Source organism: Ensifer adhaerens (assembly GCF_028993555.1).
GTDB lineage: Bacteria > Pseudomonadota > Alphaproteobacteria > Rhizobiales > Rhizobiaceae > Ensifer > Ensifer adhaerens_I.
Map to the genome: position 1 here is coordinate 2,697,682 of NZ_CP118610.1, position 20,366 is coordinate 2,718,047.

Consider the following 20,366-nt stretch of genomic DNA (forward strand, 5'->3'; position numbering starts at 1 on the left):
CAGAACTGCCTCAAGAAGGAAACCTTGTCACGGTTGAAGCGCTCTCGTCAGTGGCGCGCCGACGTCGTCTTGACGCGCACGCCGTGCGCCTTCTCGCCCTCGGGCTCCACATGGATCGCAATTCTTGCCCCCGGATGCACATCACGTATCGCATCCTCGATCCGGTCGCAGATGTCATGCGCCTCCCCGACCGGCATCGCCTCCGGCACCACCATGTGGAAATCGACGAAAATCGCCGGACCGGCCTGGCGGGTCTTCAGATCATGCACACCGAGCGAACCCGCGGCATTGGCGGCGATCGCCTGCTTGATCGCCTCTTCCTCTTCCCCCGAAACTGCCCGGTCCATCAAGCCGTCAATCGAGCGCGAGATCACCATCCATCCCTGGAACAGGATGTTGCAGGCGACGATGACGGCAAGCAGGGGATCGAGGATCGCGTAGCCGGTGGCAATCGCAAGGACGAGACCGATGAGAACGCCGATCGAGGTGACGACATCCGACAGGATATGGTGGCCATCGGCGCTTAGCGCCGGCGAGCGATGCCTGCGGCCGGCCGTGATCAGCACATAGGCCCAGATGGCGTTGATCACACCGGCAGCGAAGTTGATCGCGAGACCAAGAGCCGGCGCTTCCATCACGACAGGCGCCATGATCGCCGGCACCGCTTCCCAGACGATCAAAAGAGCTGCAACGACGATCAGCACCCCCTCGATCACGGCCGAAAAATACTCCGCCTTGTGGTGCCCGAAGGGGTGGCCGGCATCCGCCGGTTTGGCGGCATAACCGATCATCAGATAGGCGATGACGGCAGCGATCACGTTGACCGTGGACTCGAGACCATCGGACAGAAGCGCGACCGAACCGGTGAGCCACCAGGCGAGAAGCTTCAGCCCCAGCACGGCGAGAGACAGCGGAATGCCCCAGAAGGCAAGCCGCAGGACGGTCCGGTTGTCGGATGCAGACATCTTGATCATTCCCTATGCAGATGCAAACGAGTTGCAAACGCAAGCCCATTGAAACGCAAAACCGCCCGCGCGAATTTCGCGCAGGCGGTCCATGGCCAAGCATATGCTGGATTAAACGCCGCTTGTCAAAGCTTGGCTCGGCTGGCTCCGCCTTCTCCGCAGGCAATGACCTCCAGGGTCAACAGCTCGGCTTCGATTTCATCGCCGTCGGCGGCCTTGCTGCCCCGACCGATGAAGAGGAATACGACGGCTGCGGTCGCCACCGTGATGCCGGTCAGCAGCCAGAGCAAGGCACTGAACGCATCGCCATAGGCTTGCAGGAGCGCGGCATGCGATGTCTGCGGTGCAATTCGCGCTGCGTCCGCGAGGTTGCCGGTCACGACGCGCTGCGCCATCGCAGCGGCATTCGGACCGGCCCCGGGCCCCAGGTTCGAGGCTGTGAGCGCCGAGAGAACTGCGGTCACGATTGCGAGCGCTACGCCCTCCCCTGCAACGCGCGTGGTGCTGAAGATCCCCGTTGCCATCCCTGCCCGTTCCTTCGGCACGACGCTGACGGCAAGCCCGTCCATCAGCCCCCAGGGCAGGCTGATGCCAAGACCGATCAGCAACAGAGGTGCGAGCAGCACGGCCGGCTCGGAACCCACCGGAACCCGGCCCAGCCAGAGGAGCCCAACAGCCGAGATCAACAGACCCGTGCCGCAGATCGCCGCAGGCGTGAACCAGCGCGTCAAGAGGCCGGCGGCAATCGGCAAGACCAGGAGCGGCGCGGACATGGCGATCATCATTTGCCCGCCGGCGACAGCACTCATGCCTTCGATGCCGATGAACCGCACCGGAAGCAGGATGAGCAGGACGACGAAGCCGTAGGCCGGTGCGGCCGCAAGCAACTGCACACCGACGAAGCGTGGATAGCGAAAGAGCGTCAGATCCAGCATCGGCCGCGCGACCGAGCGTTCGATCCGCCAGAAGGCCAGAAAGAAGAGCACGGAAGCCGCGAACATGGCGATCACGAGCGGGCGGCCCCAGCCGCTTTCCGGCGCCTGCAGAATGCCGAAGGTGAGCGCAGTCAGCGCCGCGGTGAAGCTTGCAGCTCCCTTCCAGTCGAGGCCGATGGCGTCCGGATCACGCGTCTCCCGCAGGAAAACCGCGCCGAGCGCCAGTGCCAGACCGGCCAGGGCCACGACGAGCAGAAAGATCGCCGGCCACCCGAAGGCCTCGACCAGGAGGCCCGATGCGATGGGGCCGAAGGCGAGGCCCACGCCGAAACTCGCACCAACGAGGCTGAAGGCTCTCAGCCGCTCGTCTTCTTCGAACTCCTGGGCAAGCGAGGCCATGCCGCCGGAGAAGGCGGCGGCTGCCCCGGTCCCTTGAAGCGCTCGCAACACGTCGAACCAGACAATATTGCCGGAGAACGCCAGAACAGCCGAGAACAGCAGGAACGCGGCAAGACCTCCGAGGAAGACACGCTTGCGACCGAAACTGTCGGCAACGGCACCCGCCGCCATCAGCGAACTGCCGAAGGTCAGCATGAAGGCATTGGTGACCCAATTGAGCGCCACCGGATCGGCGCCGAGGCTGCGACTGATCGCCGGCAACGCCACCGCCGGTCCGGTAAAGGTGAGCGGCATCGTGGCCGCCGCGCAGCAAACCGAAAGGAGCACGAACCACCGTCCGCGCCCGTCTTTGAAATCATCTCTCATATTGTCCATCCGTTGGAACAAGGAGATACCCGCACAGGCTTCCTCAGAAACCTGCAGCTGGGCGTCCGCCACCTGGGTATCGATTGACGAATGAAGAATAGTTTCGCCATAATCGGCTGAGAACCATGCCAATTGGACAGGCATACCGGAGCATAACGCTCGAATAGGAGGCTGCAATGGACCGCTTGAGCGGATTGACCGCGTTCGTGCGTACGGCCGATCTCGGCAGTTTCGTCGCGGCCGGCCGCGTGCTCGGCCTGTCCGCTTCCGCGGTCGGCAAGGCAGTCACCGCGCTCGAAAAGCAGCTCGGCGTGCGTCTGCTGCAGCGCTCGACCCGTAGTATCCGGTTGACCGAGGAGGGACGCCTCTTTCACGAGCGCTGCCGCCGGATTCTCGACGACCTGGACGATGCAGAAGCTTCATTGGCCGAGGCGGTGGCCGTTCCACGCGGACGGTTGCGCGTCAGCGTGCCGATCGTCAGCTATCATCTGCTGTTGCCGGTACTGCCGGAGTTCGTGCGACGCTATCCCGAAGTCGAGCTCGACCTCGACTTCAACGACCGCATCGTCGATCTGATCGACGAGGAAGTCGATGTCGCCATCCGCAGCGGTGTGCTGCCGGATTCGCGGCTGATGACCCGGGCGCTCAGGCCGTTCCAGCTTCTGCTCTGCGCCGCTCCGGCCTATCTCGATCGGCATGGCACCCCCGAATGCCCCCGCGATCTCGACGGGCACCATGCCATCCGCTTCCGTTTTCCCAACAGCCGGAAGCTGCAGGATTGGCCGATCGCCGTGCCCGCAGGCGGACCCGGGCCGCAGATCAAGACGGTGCTCTACAGCAACAACATGGAGGCGCTCAGTGGCGCCGTGCTCGCCGGCCTCGGCATCGGCTGCCTGCCGGATTTTCTCGCCCGCCAGCTGCTCGGCGATGGCCGGCTCCGCACGGTGCTTGATGCCTACCTCGACGCGCCCGGACAGTTCCACCTCCTCTGGCCGTCAAACCGCCACTTGTCGCCAAAGGTGCGCGTGTTCGTCGATTTCCTGAGCGAGCGGCTCTTTGCCGACCGCTGCGAGCGCACGCCAGTCGTCGACACATCTCGGTAGGAACTAAAACGGGCCGCCTCCATGACGGAAGCGGCCCTTGGTTTCTTTCAGATCGTCAACTGTGTCCCCGCGCCGATATCGCCAGAACGGGACGCTCAAGCGTTCACGCCGCCTTGATCTTGGCGCGCTTGGCGAGATGCGCCACGACGTTCTCGATCATCCGCATGCCGGCGTCGCCGCCGAGCGTCATGATCGATTCCGGATGGAACTGCACCGCCGCCACCGGCTCCTTGGTGTGCTCGATACCCATGATCGTGCCGTCTTCGCTTTCGGCGGTGATCATGAAATCACCAGGCAGGCTCGAAGGATCGGCAAAGATCGAGTGATAGCGACCGACGGTCACTTCCTTGCCGAGACCGGAGAAGACGATGCCCGGCTCCAGCACCCGGATGCGCGACGGCTTGCCGTGCATCGGGATGGCGAGCTGGCGGAGATCCCCACCATAGGCCTCGGCAAGCGCCTGGAGGCCCAGGCACACGCCGAAGATCGGCAGGTCGCGGGCGCGCGCCTTCTTGATCGTCGCCTTGCAGTCGAAATCTTTCGGGTTGCCGGGGCCGGGTGAAAGCACGACGAGATCCGGCTTCACCCGATCGAAGATCTCTTCGGCCACCGGCGTGCGCACCGTCGTGACGGTCGCCCCCGTCTGGCGGAAATAGTTCGCAAGCGTGTGGACGAAGCTGTCTTCGTGATCGACGAGCAGGATGTTGACGCCTGCACCGACGGCCGCCACATCGCGGCTTGCCTTGCCGGCATTGGCGGATTTCGCATCGCGAATGGCAGCGATCATGGCGGAGGCCTTCAGTTCGGTTTCGGCTTCTTCTTCTTCGGGGCTGGAATCGTAGAGCAGCGTCGCCCCTGCCCTGACCTCGGCAATGCCGTCCTTGATCCGGATCGTGCGCAATGTCAGGCCCGTGTTCATGTCGCCGTTGAAGCCGACCATGCCGATCGCGCCACCATACCATGCGCGCGGGCTCTTCTCATGGCTTTCGATGAAGCGCATGGCCCAGAGCTTCGGCGCGCCGGTAACGGTCACGGCCCAGGCATGGCTCAAAAAGCCGTCGAAGGCGTCCATGTCATCGCGCAGGCGGCCCTCGATGTGGTCGACCGTGTGGATGAGGCGCGAATACATCTCGATCTGGCGGCGGCCGATGACCTTGACGGAGCCCGGAACGCAGACGCGGCTCTTGTCGTTGCGGTCGACGTCCGAGCACATGGTCAGCTCGGACTCGTCCTTCTTGGAATTCAAGAGCTTCAGGATCTGCTCGCTGTCGGCGATCGGATCGTCGCCACGCTTGATCGTGCCGGAGATCGGGCAGGTCTCGATGCGGCGACCGGAAACGCGAACGAACATTTCCGGCGAAGCGCCGACGAGATATTCCTGATTGCCGAGGTTGATGAAGAACGAATAGGGCGACGGATTGATCGCCTTCAGCCGGTTGGAGATCTCCGACGGCTTGCTCTCGCACCGCTCGAAGAACTTCTGGCCGGGTACCACTTCGAACAGATCGCCGCGGCGGAAGCTTTCCTTCGCCTTGACGACGAGTTCGGCATACTCGCCGGGCCGATGGTCGCCGTGTGGCGGAATGCTGTCGACTGTCTTGAAGGGCTCGCTGGCGATCTCTTCCGCCTTGCCTTCAGTCGTCTTGCCGTCCCTGGCGAAATCGTAGCGGTCGATCCAGGCCTTGGCGGCATAGTGGTCGACGACGAGGATCTCGTCCGGCAGGAACAGCACCATGTCGCGCTGGTCGTCCGGGCGCTTCAGCTTCAGGTCGATCGCGTCGAACTGGAAGGCGAGATCGTAGCCGAAGGCGCCGTAGAGGCCTAGGCTCGCGTCCTCGGCCGAATGGAAGAGGCTGGTGACGGCGCGCAAAACGCTGAACACCGTCGGCATCTTCGAGCGCTCTTCCTCGGTGAAGACGCGGTCAGGCTGGTTGATCGTCAGATCGAGGCGACGGCTGGTCAACACACCAAGTGTGATATCGGTAACGGACTGGAGGTGTTCGGCGATGATAGCCAGCAGCACTTCACCGCGGCCGTTATAGGCTTCGATCCAGAGCGAGCGACCGAAGGAAGAAATGCCGAGCGGCGGATCGACGACGGCCGTGTCCCAACGGGTGTAGCGGCCGGGATATTCATAGTTGGATGAAAACACCGCACCGCGGCGTTCGTCGAGCTTGTCCACATAGCTTGCGATCGCGTCCTGATAGGAGGCTTCACGCCGCCTGCGGGTCACCACGATGCCACCCTTTGTGGTGTAGCTCTCCGAGCCGTCTTCGAGAATTACCGTTGCCATTCGCCTCGCTCCGTATAAGCCCGGTCCTTGAGCGGCCTGAATATGAAAAAAGCCGCCTCGAAATCTCCGGGCGGCTTCATCTCTCAATCACGCATGACTGGTCAAGGCCGCTTCAGCGAGCCCACCACCAGATCGAAATGTTGCGTGCGTTTTCCATGGGCGAAAGTGTTAGCGTGGGTTCCGGCCCCGCGCAAGCCGGAAAACGACGGCAAACACGGCGGTTGCGGCAAAAAAAGAGGCGGCTCTTTCGAACCGCCCCGACTGGAGTTGAAGGTATTGTATCAGAACTTCGCCTTCGCCGTAACCAGGAACGTGCGGCCGCGGCCCGTATCGATCGTGCTACCGGCAATCGTGCTCGACGACGGCGTATAGGTCTTGTCGAAAAGGTTCGTCACCGTCGCCGTCACCTCGAAGCCATTCTCGAACTTGTAGTTCGCGAAGAGGTCGACAAGGCCATAGCCCGGAACGTTCGGCGGCGTGCGGTTGATCTCGCCGACGAATGCGCTCGACACGGCATAGAGCCGCGTGCCGACCGTCAGGCGCTGGTCGTCGAGGAAGCGGGCGCCGAGCGTCGCGCTGATGATGTTGTCAGGCAGATAGCTCTGCACGCCGAAACCGTTGACCTGCGACGGCAGGTTGCTGTCGGTGTAGGTGTAGGCCAGATCGCCGAAGACATAGCCGGCATCGTATGCCGCCTGCAGTTCAAAGCCCTGCACGGTCGAGGTGCCTGGATTGTTGACGAAGAAGATCTGGCGGCCGCCGCCGAGCAGCGCTGCGGTGATGTAGTTGTCGATGCGGTTGTGGAAGTAGTTGGCCTTCACACGCAGGCTGTCGCTGGCGTCGAGCAGACCGTCAAAGGTGAAGTTCGCGCCGATTTCCCAGCCCTTCGAGATTTCAGGCTCGAGGAACGGATTAGGGAAGAACGACTGGCCGGTCGTACCCGGGTGCGTGCCGCCGGCAAAGGTCTCGTTGACGGTCGGCGAGCGCGAGGTCTCGGCGTAGGTGACGTAGGGCTGGAACCAGTCCGTCGGATTGAGCGCGACGGTGACGCTCGGATTGAGATGGCCGTCGGACTTGTCGACCGTGTAGGGACCCGCCGGCAGGCCGATCGGGTTGCCCCGGACCACGGCGCCGGAGCCATCGAGGCTGAAGTGATCCCACCTGAGGCCGGCCGTCAGGTCGACGATGCCGTAGGTGAAGGTCGTGTTGCTGAAAACGCCGGTCGTGGCATTGGTGCCGCTGCCGTTGACGCCAGCGCCCGGCCGGGCCGTGCTGTTGATGACGTCATAGTCGTCGCGGAAGTATTCAACGCCGTAGTTCGCCCGGACGGCAACGTCGCCGAGATCGAACAGCGAGGTGTTCGAGATGTCGAAGCCCTTGCCCGTGTCGGTGATGCGGCGGCCGGCAGCCGTGCCACCACCACGAACATCGGTGTCGTACTTCATCTTAAGCCGGTTCCAATAGGCATTGGCCTTGAAGTCGATGAGTTCGTTGTCCGGCGTGTACGAATAGCTTGCCGAAGCGGTCTGGTTCTTCACGTTCTGGAAATAGGAGTTCGCGAAGAAGTCGTTGTCATAAGTGATGCCGGTGAGCTTGAAGGAATGATCCTGATCCGGGGTCACCTCGAACTTCAACAGGCCGGAAAGCAGGTCTTCCTCGGTGTAAGGCACCGTTACGCCGTTGCCGTTGTCGTAGTTGCCGGGATCAGCCTTGCTGATGCCGCCGAGCACCGAGAAGACGTCATTGAAGCGGTAGGCGCCGATCAGCGATTCCGACCAGCCGGCATCGTTGCTGCCATAGGTGGCCGAAGCGATACCGCCGTAGTTCTTCCCGTCCTGGATCAGGTCTTCGACGTCATAGGTCCTGAAGTTCACCGAACCGGCCAGTGCACCGCCGCCGACGCCGGTGACTGCACCGCGGGTGACGTCGATCTCGGAAAGGAATGCCGGATCGAAATAGGCAAAGCCCTGCGCTTCATGGCCGGTGAAACGGAAGTTCTGGCGCACACCGTCGATCATCATGTTGACGCGGCCGGAACCCTCGAAGCCGCGGATGTTGACGGCGACGCCCGGGTTCTGCGGGTTGTTGGCGGTCGAGGTGCCGGGAACGCCACGCAGCAGGTCGTCGGTCTCGAGACCGGATTGCAGGTCGATCTGGTCGGAGGTGACGACGCTGACCGGGGCGGCCTTGGCATAGGGGTCGGCGGTGCGCGAGCCCTTGGCAACGATCGGCGAGAGGTAGGTTTCGCCCTTCTTGGTCTCCTCGGCCTTTTTCTCTTCCGGCTTTGCCTGGGTGGTCGCGCTCTGGGCGAATGCGACGGTAGCGACTGAAATTGCAAGAGTTGTCGTGCAAGCCAACAGGGCCTGGCGACGATGCCGGGTGAGCATGGACCAATCCTTTGAGGTTCGAGGCCGGGCTTGCTGTTGAGCGGCAAACTCAAGGGGCTGGCTGGGCGCGTTCTGGGCGTTGCGACATGTCGTCGCCTCATTTATGCCGCATAAAAAACATGAGTATCTTTGTCAACATACAAAGATACTCCCCACAATTTGTGGGGTCGTGCCAATTCAAGGCGTTGCCGAACTGCAACGCTTTTGCCGGAGAGTTGGAGCGGAGAAGTAAAAAGCATGCAGATTTGCGGCGGCATCCCGCTCTAATTCATTGGAATCGGTCACGTTTATGATCTGGGCGGATTCCACCCAAATTATAGCAATCTCATGCAACCAGATCCGTTTCTGCGCGTTCCCTCCGCTCAAAGCTCGCAACGCGGGCAGTGAGAAAGGAACTGGATGCGTCGCTCTTTCCCATTGATCCTGCTGTCACTCCTGGTCCTCACCGGCGCCAGTCTGCCGAAATCCGGCCCCATCCCGACAGAAAAACCGCCGACGGATGCGGGAGCGGAAGAAGCTGCTCCAACACCCGACAAGAAGCCGGCGCCACCGGCGGGCGATAGCAAGGGCGCGACGGCGAAAGAGCCGACGACAGCCGACGGAAAACAGCCCGTACCGCAGGTAAAGCCGGCCGATGAAGACGAGCAATCGACAAAGGACAAGAAGCCGGCGACCGACGAAAAGGGCCAGCGTGCGGACGAGAAGAAGGATGCCAAGCCGGCGCCGATCGTCTATCCACCAGTCGAGGCCGAAAACGCTGCCGATCATGCCAAGTGCCTTACCGACCTGAAGGCGCTCGGCGCGACATTTGTCGAGGCCAAGCGCATCGACGATGGCAAGGGCTGCGGCATCGACAAGCCGCTGGAGATCACCAGCATCCTGCCTGACGTCACGCTCGCGCCGAAGGGCCTGATGCGCTGCGAAACGGCATTGGCGCTGGCACGCTGGACGAAGGAAACTGCCCAACCGGCTGCGGAGGTCGCCTTCGACAAGAACATCAAGATCAAGGCTCTGAACCAGGCATCGACCTACATCTGCCGCCTGCGCAACAATGCAACGTCCGGCAAGATCTCCGAGCATGCCCACGGCAACGCCGTCGATATCGCGTCCTTCACTTTAAGCGACGGGACGACGATCGCCATCCAGCCGCGTGATGAGGATGGCACGATGGACGGCGCCTTCCAGCGCGCGGTCACCGCTTCCGCCTGCCTCTACTTCAAGACCGTGCTCGATCCCGGCAGCGACGCCGCTCACGAAACTCATCTGCATCTCGACGTCATCGAGCGCCGCAACGATTATCGCTACTGCCGCTAGATGCGAATTCCCCCGGCTCGGATCGACATTCAATTGCCGCCATAGCCGAGGGCGACAAACTCGCCTTCAAAGCGCCCGGCCAACGCGTCGCCGTCAAGCAGGTCGGCAAGCACCACGGCCCGCGCCCTGCCCCGCCGTTCGAGCATCCGCAGAAAGCTCGGCCATTGCCCGGCATTCGCCAGCGACGACCGGGCCGCAAAGGCACCGGCAACCGGCTTTAGATAGTCCATCCGGTTGCTCTGAATCACCAGACGCGCCGCCACGCCGCTTTCGCGCAACCGCACATGCAGAAGCGACCAGGCCGAGAGGATCGTAAGCGCCGAGGCGCTGCCGCCGAACACCGTCTCGCGATGGTTGATGTTGGGCGCCAGGGGCGCCGAAAGCAGGACATGGTCGTGCGTTACATCCTCCACCTGAACCTGCATCGCCGCCGACAGCGGGATATGAGCGTGAAGATAGGCCTGCAAATCCTGTGGCGTCATCGCGATGTCCATGGTCCCTGTTGCAGCGGCTCGTGTCCTGTTGAACGCGCAAAGGCCGCTGCAAGACGTGCAGTGGTTGCCGATCAATGCACAAGACCGCCAGTCTTGGCCAGAGCCGGGGTCACGCGTTCCTGACCTGTCGCCAGATCCCGTTGGACGCAAAGATACCGGCTCGCGCGCCTTGCAGATTGCTCCCCGGATCCCAAATAAAGGCACGAGGAAATCCACCCGTTTTGCGCCCCGTTTCAAGGAAATTTGTCATGGCATTGACGATGTACCAGCTCTCCATTCCCGCACTCATTCGCGGCCTTGGTGTCCTCACCAAACTGCTCGACAAGGCCGAGGCTCACGCGCGCGACAACGGCGTCTCCCCCGATGATCTCGTCAATGCCCGGCTCGCGCCGGACATGCTCACGCTTGCCGGCCAGGTGCAGCGCGTCAGCGATACGAGCAAGGGTCTGGTCGGTCGCCTGACCTCGATCGAGGTGCCCCGGTTTCCCGACGAGGAAAAGACCCTGGGCGAGCTGCGCCAACGCATCGCCAACACCGTCGCTTTTCTTCAGACGGTGCGCCCTACCGATCTTGAAGACAGCGACCGCCGTGAAGTCGTCCTCAACTTCCCGACCCTGAAGGTGACACTCACAGGCGAAGAGTATCTGTTGAGGTTCGTCCTGCCGAACTTCTATTTCCACCTGACGACGGCCTACGACATCCTGCGCCACAAAGGCGTCTCGATCGGCAAGGCCGATTTCCTCAGCCTCACGGCCTAACTTCCGTTTCAGGAAGCAAAACAAGACAACGCCGCGCATCCGGCCGGATGCGCGGCGTTGTCTTGACCAAGCCAGTCGAGGAGCCAAGGCGCCTAGAACAGGCCCTCGATATAGCCCTGCTCGTTCAGGAAGATCTTCTCCGACGACGGCACCTTGGGAAGACCGGGCATGGTCATGATCTCGCCGGTGATGACCACGATGAAGCCGGCGCCGGCCGCAAGCCTTACCTCGCGGATCGGCACCGCATGGCCCGTCGGCGCGCCGCGCAGGTTCGGATCGGTCGAGAAGGAGTATTGCGTCTTCGCCATACAGATCGGCAGGCGGCCATAGCCCTGCTCTTCCCAGGTGCGCAGCTGGTCGCGCACCGTCTTGTCGGCGATCACCTCGCTTGCGTGGTAGATGTCCTTGGCGATCGTCTCGATCTTGTGGAACAGCGACATGTCGTCAGGGTATAGCGGCGAGAACTGCGAATGGCCGGCTTCGGCGAGTTCCGCAACCCTGCGCGCCAATTCCTCGATGCCGGCCGAGCCCTGGGCCCAATGCCGGCAGAGCACGGCTTCCGCGCCAAGCGTCGCGACATAATCCTTGATCGCCTGGATCTCGGCGTCGGTATCGGAAGTGAAGTGGTTGATCGCAACGACTACCGGCACACCGAACTTCTTGACGTTCTGCACATGGCGCCCGAGGTTGGCGCAGCCCTTGCGCAGTGCCTCCAGGTTTTCCTTGCCGAGATCGTCCTTCTTGACACCGCCATTCATCTTGATGGCACGAACGGTCGCGACAAGCACAGCTGCATCCGGCTTCAGCCCCGCCTTGCGGCACTTGATGTCGAAGAATTTTTCCGCACCAAGATCGGCACCGAAACCGGCTTCGGTGACCACATAGTCGGCGAGCTTCAACGCCGTGGTCGTCGCGATCACCGAGTTGCAGCCATGGGCGATGTTGGCGAAGGGCCCGCCGTGGACGAAGGCGGGATTGTTTTCCAGCGTCTGCACCAGATTCGGCTGCATCGCATCCTTGAGTAGCACCGCCATCGCGCCATCGGCCTTGATGTCGCGGGCAAAGACCGGGGTCTTGTCGCGGCGGTAGCCGACAATGATGTTGCCGAGCCGTTGTTCGAGGTCCTTGAGATCGGTTGCCAGGCAGAGGATCGCCATGACCTCGGAGGCCACGGTTATGTCGAAACCGGTTTCGCGCGGATAGCCGTTCGCCACACCGCCGAGCGAGCCGACGATATGGCGCAGTGCCCGGTCGTTCATGTCCATCACCCGTCTCCAGGCGATGCGTCGGACATCGATATTCTGCTCATTGCTCCAATAGATATGATTGTCGATCAACGCGGCGAGCAGGTTGTGCGCCGAGGTGATCGCATGGAAATCGCCAGTGAAATGGAGGTTTATGTCCTCCATCGGCACGACCTGCGCATAACCGCCGCCGGCTGCCCCCCCTTTGACGCCGAAGCAGGGCCCGAGCGAGGCCTCGCGGATGCAGACGATCGCCTTCTTGCCGATACGGTTGAGCCCGTCGCCGAGGCCGACCGTCGTTGTCGTCTTGCCTTCGCCGGCGGGCGTCGGATTGATCGCGGTCACCAGGATCAGGTGACCATTCTTTTTCTCGCGCTGTCGCGCAATGAAGTCGGCGCCGATCTTTGCCTTGTCGTGGCCATAGGGCAAAAGATCTTCCGCGGGAATGCCGAGTGCAGCCCCGATCTCCAGGATCGGCTTTTTCTTCGCCGCGCGGGCAATCTCGATATCGGACTTAACCTCCGTCATGACATGTCCCCTCCCCAGGGTCTCGTTTTCGTCCGCGCCTTCGAAGGCGCAGTTCGCGATGCCCGAGCGGGATGAGGAAACGTGCCTGCGGCTTCCGCCCGCATTCCGCTCTAACTCAATAAATCTGAAGGCGGCCGCCTCGATTGCGGCCACCCTCCTTGCCGTTCTGCCTTAGCGCGCGAGGATGTCACGCATCTCGACGATGTTGGAGCGTACTCGCAGCGTATAGAAGCCCATCGTCGCCAGATGCGTCGGCATGATCCAACCTGCTTCCTCGCCATTGGAGATGATCCATGGCTGGATGCGGAGTGCTGCGCGCAGCTGCTTGATCGTTTCCGTCCAGATCGGCAGCAGGCCGCGCTGGGCAACGACGTTGTCGAAGTCGGCGCCGGCGGCCGAGAGAATGCCGTAATAGCCGTAGAGCTGGCCATAGGCGAACCAGAAGCGGTCGTCGGCGCGCGTGTCGAACCAGCCGCCATTGTGGTTTTCCGAGCGCTCGCGCAGGATCGCCGAGGTGTTGCCAAGGTCATTGGCGACGCGGTCGAGGAACTCGACCAGGTTGTCGGAGCGGCCGTCGAAGATCGCCTCGCACTTGCTGAGCGTGGCGTTGAAGGACCTCAGATCCTTCATCGCCGCCCGATAGAAGCTCGGCGTCGGCGTTTTGGGGCCGAACGGGTTCAGGCCGAAATACCAGGTCTCCTCATCGAACTGCATGTTGCCGCGCGCGCTCTGCAGGGCGTTGTTGATGCCCGAGGTGCCACGCATACGACCGAGCGAATCGACGAGCTCCACCGACGTCCGGCGGATCGCCTGGTTGATGCCGCGCTGGAACGACGCCTTGTTGTCGAGCCAGGGCGTGTCGTCCCAGTCGAGCCCGAAGAAGCCGAGCTTGTAAAGCAGCATCGACGAGATCCAGGCATTCTCGTTGACATTGAAATCGATCAAATCAGCCGTGACGTCGACGATCGCCGAAGTCTGGCAGACCGTGCCGGCCGGCAGCTGGACGGCGGCCAGCGCCTCCGGCGTCGATTCCATCGGCTGCGTCGCCACGCCGGCGAGGTTATTGGCGGCACCGCCGGTCGTCGACTGACCGGTCGACGTCGTACTGGGACCGCTCATCGGCGAGCCGGCCGGCACCTTGCGTTCCGCCAGCTTGTAGCGGTCGACATAGTCTTCGTTGAAGTTCGTCCAGGCCTGGGTCTGCCAGATGAAGTAGCCGTAGAACAGGATCAGCCCGAGAAGAATGAGACCGATCGGTCCCTTGATGATCCAGCTGCGCTGCCGGTACCAGTTGCCCGCCGCGACGAAGGGCCAGAGCAGCCAGGCAACGACGAGCCCGATGCCCCGGCCGATCGCGGTAAAGACGCGCTGGAAAAACGCAACGATCGGATCGAACATGTCCTATTCCTCTCTGAGGCCGTAAAGCTTGTGGCGGAAGGCCGCCTTGTCTTTGAGATATGTGCCGGTCAGCGTCGCCACAACATATTCCTTGAAACGTTCGCTGTATTGTTCGTAGGCGTCGTAGAATCCCTGCTTGTCGAAGACGAAGCGCGAGACGAAATCACGAGGCACGAGCTGCGATATCAAACGGTTGACCAGCCACTGGTCAGCGTGTGCGGGTGCCGCACGCACCAGCATGAAGCGGTTTTCCGGTGCGACATCCTGCATCTTGATCGTGCCGGTCGCCGAGATCATGCGGATCATCTCCTGCAGGAACGGGTAGGCGCCGTCCCTGGCGACCGCTGCCGCATTGCGGTGCATCCAGGTCTGCAGCCAGATCCGGTCGGCATTGGCGAGATCCGCGGCCGGGTCGGTCTCGTGGATCAGGCCGCGCACGGTCATGTCGGCGCGATGCTGGTATAGCCCGGACTCTTCCACCCAGGAGGCCTGCGGCAGCTGCAGCCGCTTGGTCGAGGCGAGGAAATCATAGATACGCGCTGGGTCGTTGATGGCGATGTAGCTGACCTGCCAGGGCCTTGAGCGGCGGAAGCCGGGCACGGACGGGTCGCAGATGACCGTCGTCGTCTTGTCGTCCAGGAAAACGTAGACGCCGCCGAAGTGATTGGCCCAGAAGGCTTCGTGGCGGAAGACGAGCTGATCCGGGACCAGGGCGTTCTGGCGGATATCGCCGGTGAGCTTGGCGAGCTCGACCATGCGGCTGAGCATCTCGTCGTCGGCCCAGGCGGTCGGCACTTTCTTCAGCCGGTCGACCAGGCCGCGCAACTCGGCAGCCTTGCCGAGCATATCTTCTGCCGAGAGAACTCGGAACCGCACCTCGTTGATCGACAGCAGATCGTCGATGTCATCGACGATCGAAACCGAATCCTCGATCTCGCCGTAGAGCGCGTCCTTGATCGTGATCGCATTGATCGCGCGGCTGTTGGCGTTGAAGAACTCGTGCATCAGCGCCGCGGTGTTGGAGAAGCTGGTGTGCACCACCGGCAGCTCCGCCTGCTCCGGCGTCATGATGATGAAGCGGCGGTTGACCCGGTTCGGATCGAGATAGTCGCGATCCCCAAGCTCCTCGGCGATCTCGGGCGAAAAACCGGTCATGTCGATGCTGAACTTCGACAACGCCGTCGAGCGCAGTCCGAAGCCTTCGAGCGCCTTGTTGTAGCGCGCGATCAGATGCGGCTCGGCGATATCGAGCAGCCGCCCATAGATCAATTCGGCTTCAAGCAGACGTTTCATCGGTCAGCTCTTCTCATCATCACCCCTGCCACCGGCCATCGCGTTTCATCGCCTCGATCTCGCGGATCGCCTTTTCGCGCTGGCGCTCGCGGCGGATGATGTCGGTGACGGCGGCATCGTCTGATTTGTCGGTGTAGCGGAACTCGCTGTCGGCGTAGCGATTGATCTCCTGCAACACCATGTCGATCGTGATTGGGCCGCGCAGTGCCTCGATCATCGCCTTCTTCTCGTCGTAGCCCTTGTGCATGAACGAGCCGGCATCCTTGAACCAATCATCCGGCAATTCGACATCCATGGCCCGGAGCTTGATCGCATCGGTGATGTTCTTGATCGCCCGGCCGGTAAAGCGTGGTTCGGCCTCCTTGATCATGTGCAGGTAGGCGCCGACATCGGCAAGCGAGGCGATCGCGCCCCTCTCCTTCTCGTAGCGCTCCCAAACGGACACGAGGCCATCCTCCTTCGGCCGCGCGTGCTCGGCATAGGACTGGGCGACCGCGCGCTTGATCTCCTGGCCCTCGAACAGCTGATGCTCGCCGAGCGGGATCTTGTGGTTCTTGCCCACAAGCAGCGCGAAGATGTCGATATAGTCGTCTTCCGTCTGCGGCCCGTCGACCAGCCAGCGGGCGCCGGCGCGCTGGCGCAGCGCGTCATCGACATTCTCAGGATAGTTGGAGAACATGCCGAAGGTGCAGTTGCCGCGCACCACGGTCGAGGCGCCGGCGAAGCTCTCCATCAGCACCGCCGTCACTTCGTGCTGGCCGGCAGAGGCGCGATCGTCGGAACGCTTTGCAGCCACCTGGTCGACATCGTCGATCGTGCCGAAGCCGATCGCCCGCGGGTTGATGACGTTGTTGACGAATTCCTTGCAGTTCTGCCCGGACTTGCCCTGGTAGGAGGAGATCTGGTCGACGCCGAAATTCTCGTAATGGAAGGCGTAGCCGGCGATCTCGCAATAGTCGTTGAGCATGCCGGCGAGCATCTGGATAAGGATCGTCTTGCCGGTGCCCGGCATGCCATCGCCGATGAAGGTGAAGAGAAAGCCGCCGAGTTCGACGAACGGGTTCATCTGCCGGTCGAAGTCATAGGCCATCAGCATCTTGGCAAGCTTCAGCGCCTGGTACTTGGCAATATGGTTGCCGATGATCTCCTCGGGCTTCTTGAAGGTCATCACCAGAGGCTTGCGCTTCTGGCCAGGCGCCACGTCGAAACCGTTCAGCGTGAAATCGTCCTGATCGAGCCGGATATGCACATTCTCGAAGCTCTGCAGACCGGTGAAACGCGCCTTGCGCGCGATCAGCCCCTCGACCGCCACCCGCGAAAAGGCGCGTGCCCGCGCCGTCAGCGCCAAGTCGTCCGGTGCCCCGGCAATGCCACGGTCGAGCGCCGACACCAGGCTCTTCAGCGCATCCTGCGGCGTGTCGAACAGGAAATCGGGCTCGACCGCATCGTCAACCGGTTCGCCTTCACCGGCAAGCGTTGAGCCGACATAGGCAGCAAGCGTGAAAGCCGCGACATAGGCAGAGGCCGAAAGCAGCGCCTTGAACTGGTTCGCCTCGTCTCCGGCAAGCGGTGACGTCGCATTTTTCGCCTGCAACTGTTCCAGGCTCGTCTGGCGGGCAAAGACGTCGGCGACGGCGAGTGCGACCTGGATGCCGCGGCGCGTGCGGTAGAGCACCGCATGCTGGGCCGGCGACAACATCGGATCGCCCTGGCGCACCGACTGGATGGTCTTTGTCAGCTCGACCTCGCGCGTGCGGCGCTGGCCACCGGTCGACACCGTCGACACGAAGCGGCGGCCGGTGCCGGCAAGCGCCGTGCCGGCGGCAGGATCATCGCGCTCAAGGATGATGAGCTTGGTCACCAGACCCTGCGCCACTGCCTGATGCTTGGCGATCTCGTCCTCGTGCAGCGTCGTCAGCCCCGTGTTGAGTGTCATCGTCAAACCTCGCTCACGACCTGGTTTCCGGAAATGACGTGGACCTTGTAGTCGCCAAAGACCTGCTCCGCCTCGCCGGCGGCATAGAGCGCCTGGTAGGCGTCGTGTGGCACCAGCGCATGCTTTTCGTAGGACGAGACACCCATGCGCGTCGCCTCCAGGTTGGCAGTGTCGATGTGGAATTCCTCCTGCGCCGGCGTCGATGACCAGAAGCCGCGCTTGGCCGGGCGCTCAGACTTCGAGAAGACCTCCTGCACCGTCCAGGTCAAAAGCCAGGCATTCTCGACTTTACGCACCTTGGAGAGGATATCGTTGATGCGCGCGTTGTTCTCGGTGATCCCGGCCGAATAGAAGGGGCCGAGCACGATGCGACGCAGCTGCTTCGGGTGCAGCTCGTCAAAATCCTTGTCGAGATTGGTGGCGATCGTCACCGGCGTCAGCGAATAGCTGCTGTTCTTGGAGGCGAAATCGTCGAAGCGGCTGGCAAGCTCGGGATTGAGCAAACCGCCGACCGGTAATGGAATCTCCACCTGCGGATTGAGCTTGCCGTCCTCGGTCACCAGCATCTCGACGATCTTTTCGGAGGAATCCTCGATCGTGGCCATGTAGACCATCGGCAGGGTATTGGCACCGTCAAAGGCGCCCCAGCTCACGATGTAATAGGGACGCATGGTCTTGGAATTGACGGCGACGCGGATGGTCTCCGGCAGGATGAAGGGCGAGAAGATCTCACCCTTGCCGATCTGCTCCAGATAAAGCCGCTCGGCCATGCGCGTCTGCAAAGCCTCGGGAAAAGCCTTCTGCCTCAGGATGAAATCGACCATTTCATCACGCAGCGCATCGGCCGAGGGAATGTCGGCGAGCCGCTTTGCGGCCGTCTGGCGATCGTTCTCCAGTTCCAGCACGTTCTGGAACACCGGAAAGCCGCTCTCGGCGCGCGAAATCCGGAACTGGTCGACAAAGCCGATCCGGTTCTCCCAGCAATCGATCGAAGCTTTCAACCTGCTGAGATAGGGAACGATCACTTCGCCGACAACGGTGTTGCGATAAAGCGGCGAGTTGCGATCGCCGAGGAAGAGTTCGAGCCCGGCGAGTGCGGCGTGGATCGACGCGAAATACTGTGCGACAGCAGATGAAGCCGCGACTTTCATGCAAATCCCCGTGGCGCGTGCCGGGCGGCAAACTCGGTTCGGATCATGCGCTGGCCGTTCACTGCTTCACGTAGTTGGCAGTGTTGTGCTTGTCCATGACAGCCTGGAAGCGGCGGGCAAAGGCATCGTCTGCCAGCTTCTTGCGGCGCTGGATATCCTGCGTCGAAAGCATGTTCTTTTCATGCATTTCCAGGAGATCGCCGATGTGGCGCTGCGCTGCGGCACCGATGCCGGCCATCGTCTCTTCGGCCGCCGTATCGACCTGGCTGCCGAGCGTGTTGATCTTGTGGGCGACATCCTGCTGGGCGGCGGTCTTCAAGGAATCTTCGAGCGCCTTGTAGAGCACGATGCGTTGTTCGGTATCGATCGTCAGCTTGTTGATCAGCGTGTTCTGCGCGGCGATCTGGTTGTTGAGGGAATCGACGAAGGTCTGGAACATCGAGGTGTAGCGTTCGAGCGTCTGGCTCTCGGCGAGCAGTTCCTGCTCCTTGGCCTGCTTCTCGTTGTATTCGGTGGCAAGGGCCGAACGCTCGCCTTCAAGCTCGGTGCGGACCTTCTGCTCCGTGGAGGCGGCAATGCGGTTTTCGATGTCGAGAAGCAGCGGGTTCAGTTCCTCGATGCGTTTCTGCACGGCCTCGAGGTTTGCCATTGTGCCCTTGCGGCGCTCGATCACCTGGATCAGGCTCTGCTCCGAGGTCTTGTAGCGCTGATCGAGGATCGACTTCTGCTCCTTGAGGATGCCGACGATCATGTCGGACTTCGAAAGAAGCTCCTGCAGGTTGCCGGCCAGCGACATGTTGCGCACGCGGTCGGTGCGCATGCGTTGCATTTTCTGCTTGGAGAAGATGCCGATGAACTTCTCGTAGCCCGTATAGTTCTTCATGCTCTCGAATTCGGAGCCGAAGACATTGGTCGCATCCTCAAGGCCGATGATCAGGTCGGCGATGTTGGCTTCCATCACCTTCTGCTGGTTGATCACGTCCTGGATACGGGCGTTCTCGATGTCGAAGTTGACGTCGCCCAGCTTGGTCTCGGCCTTGGCGAATTGCTCCAGCACAACACCGGATTGCTCGAGCTTGCCGCGCATCTGTTCCACGACGCCCTTTGTCTTCTCGATCTCAGCGTCAAAATTCTGAAGAGTCGCCATGTCCTGCCCCTCGATCCATCGTGGCGCGATCCGCCAGCCCAGCCGAATTATTCAGCCTTCGATTGCAGTTATATAAAGGGTGTTTATGGAAAGAGAACAAGCCTGCCGCGGCGGCTTTTTTCAATCAAACGCTGCAGCGAAGTGCTTGAGAAATCGAAGGCATTGCCTATTTGGCGGCCGGCGGCGCCTTGAGATAGGCGATCACGTCGGCAATCTCCTGAGGCTTCTTGAGACCGGGAAAACTCATCTTGGTCGCGCCGACCATCGCCTTGGGGCTCAAGAGATATTCGCTGAGCGTCGCCTCGTCCCAGACGTGCCCTGCGGCGCCGAAGGCCTTCATCGCTTCGGAATAGTTGTAATCCGCGACCGACGCGGCCGGCCGGCCGACGACGCCCATCAGGCTCGGGCCGACGCGGTTTGTCGGCTCGCTCGCCGTGTGACAGGTCGCGCATTTGCGGAACACCGCCGCCCCCGCGGCCGCATCGCCACCGGCCTGCGCGGCCGGCGCTCCAAGACAGAGACTGAGGAGAAAGCCGGCAACCAGACGTGACATGAAAGACCTCATGGGGAGAAGTTCGGGCACAATGGCACCGCGAATGCGGCAATTCAACGGGCTGCAGCCACCTTCGCGCGCATCCTAAACGACGCGCTGCGT

Annotated in this window: 16 protein-coding genes; 3 read left to right on the top strand and 13 right to left on the bottom strand. The window is 62.0% G+C overall.

Translation table 11 applies throughout. From position 1 onward, the window contains the following. Window positions 1-47: 47 nt before the first annotated feature. Window positions 48-965 carry a cation diffusion facilitator family transporter YiiP gene (locus PWG15_RS13250; RefSeq protein ID WP_275020452.1) on the bottom strand — a complete coding sequence of 306 codons (918 nt, stop codon included), beginning with the start codon at window positions 963-965 and terminating at the stop codon, window positions 48-50. A 125-nt stretch (window positions 966-1,090) separates the two neighbouring features. Next, window positions 1,091-2,593 carry an MFS transporter gene (locus PWG15_RS13255; protein ID WP_275020454.1) on the bottom strand — a complete coding sequence of 501 codons (1,503 nt, stop codon included), beginning with the start codon at window positions 2,591-2,593 and terminating at the stop codon, window positions 1,091-1,093. A gap of 248 nt (window positions 2,594-2,841) precedes the next feature. On the opposite strand from PWG15_RS13255, the gene PWG15_RS13260 reads away from it, so the two are divergent. Then, window positions 2,842-3,768: a LysR family transcriptional regulator gene (locus PWG15_RS13260; RefSeq protein ID WP_275020457.1), complete on the top strand. Its 927-nt coding sequence runs from the start codon at window positions 2,842-2,844 to the stop codon at window positions 3,766-3,768. A gap of 103 nt (window positions 3,769-3,871) precedes the next feature. On the opposite strand, the gene PWG15_RS13265 is transcribed toward PWG15_RS13260, so the two are convergent. The 3 genes from PWG15_RS13265 to PWG15_RS13275 all read right to left on the bottom strand — a co-directional run bounded on the left by PWG15_RS13265 (window position 3,872) and on the right by PWG15_RS13275 (window position 8,448). Further along, window positions 3,872-6,061 carry an anthranilate synthase gene (locus PWG15_RS13265; RefSeq protein WP_275020459.1) on the bottom strand — a complete coding sequence of 730 codons (2,190 nt, stop codon included), beginning with the start codon at window positions 6,059-6,061 and terminating at the stop codon, window positions 3,872-3,874. 112 nt (window positions 6,062-6,173) lie between these two features. After that, entirely contained in the window at window positions 6,174-6,218 is a 45-nt protein-coding gene (gene trpLE / locus PWG15_RS13270; protein WP_178385070.1) for a trpE operon leader peptide TrpLE, read from the bottom strand. 124 nt (window positions 6,219-6,342) lie between these two features. After that, a complete protein-coding gene (locus PWG15_RS13275) occupies window positions 6,343-8,448 on the bottom strand; it encodes a TonB-dependent receptor, heme/hemoglobin family (RefSeq protein WP_275020460.1) in 2,106 nt (701 codons plus the stop codon). Window positions 8,449-8,847: 399 nt separating this feature from the next. Between PWG15_RS13275 and PWG15_RS13280 the strand changes: the two genes are divergently transcribed. Continuing rightward, window positions 8,848-9,762 (top strand): extensin-like domain-containing protein, encoded by a 915-nt coding sequence (locus PWG15_RS13280; RefSeq protein ID WP_275020462.1) that lies wholly within the window; start codon window positions 8,848-8,850, stop codon window positions 9,760-9,762. A 29-nt stretch (window positions 9,763-9,791) separates the two neighbouring features. Here the strand turns inward: PWG15_RS13280 and PWG15_RS13285 are convergent, their stop codons facing one another. Continuing rightward, window positions 9,792-10,244 (bottom strand): thioesterase domain-containing protein, encoded by a 453-nt coding sequence (locus PWG15_RS13285; RefSeq protein ID WP_275020464.1) that lies wholly within the window; start codon window positions 10,242-10,244, stop codon window positions 9,792-9,794. 260 nt (window positions 10,245-10,504) lie between these two features. On the opposite strand from PWG15_RS13285, the gene PWG15_RS13290 reads away from it, so the two are divergent. Beyond that, entirely contained in the window at window positions 10,505-11,014 is a 510-nt protein-coding gene (locus PWG15_RS13290) for a DUF1993 domain-containing protein (RefSeq protein WP_275020466.1), read from the top strand. 92 nt (window positions 11,015-11,106) lie between these two features. Here PWG15_RS13290 and PWG15_RS13295 read toward each other — a convergent pair whose 3' ends face one another. The 7 genes from PWG15_RS13295 to PWG15_RS13325 form a co-directional block, all read right to left on the bottom strand. Then, complete coding sequence (locus tag PWG15_RS13295) at window positions 11,107-12,786, bottom strand: formate--tetrahydrofolate ligase (RefSeq protein ID WP_275020467.1); 1,680 nt, start codon at window positions 12,784-12,786, stop codon at window positions 11,107-11,109. Window positions 12,787-12,957: 171 nt separating this feature from the next. Further along, the gene (locus PWG15_RS13300; RefSeq protein WP_275020470.1) at window positions 12,958-14,184 is read right to left on the bottom strand and encodes a DUF2333 family protein; all 1,227 of its coding nucleotides are present in this window, start codon (window positions 14,182-14,184) and stop codon (window positions 12,958-12,960) included. Window positions 14,185-14,187: 3 nt separating this feature from the next. After that, window positions 14,188-15,477 (bottom strand): DUF6638 family protein, encoded by a 1,290-nt coding sequence (locus PWG15_RS13305; RefSeq protein ID WP_275020472.1) that lies wholly within the window; start codon window positions 15,475-15,477, stop codon window positions 14,188-14,190. Between the two features lie 19 nt (window positions 15,478-15,496). After that, window positions 15,497-17,413: an AAA family ATPase gene (locus PWG15_RS13310; protein ID WP_275020475.1), complete on the bottom strand. Its 1,917-nt coding sequence runs from the start codon at window positions 17,411-17,413 to the stop codon at window positions 15,497-15,499. Between the two features lie 2 nt (window positions 17,414-17,415). Then, window positions 17,416-18,564 carry a hypothetical protein gene (locus tag PWG15_RS13315; protein ID WP_275020478.1) on the bottom strand — a complete coding sequence of 383 codons (1,149 nt, stop codon included), beginning with the start codon at window positions 18,562-18,564 and terminating at the stop codon, window positions 17,416-17,418. A 58-nt stretch (window positions 18,565-18,622) separates the two neighbouring features. Beyond that, the gene (locus PWG15_RS13320) at window positions 18,623-19,711 is read right to left on the bottom strand and encodes a coiled-coil domain-containing protein (protein ID WP_060606673.1); all 1,089 of its coding nucleotides are present in this window, start codon (window positions 19,709-19,711) and stop codon (window positions 18,623-18,625) included. A gap of 166 nt (window positions 19,712-19,877) precedes the next feature. Further along, entirely contained in the window at window positions 19,878-20,264 is a 387-nt protein-coding gene (locus tag PWG15_RS13325) for a c-type cytochrome (RefSeq protein ID WP_425536706.1), read from the bottom strand. Between the last annotated feature and the right edge of the window lie 102 nt (window positions 20,265-20,366).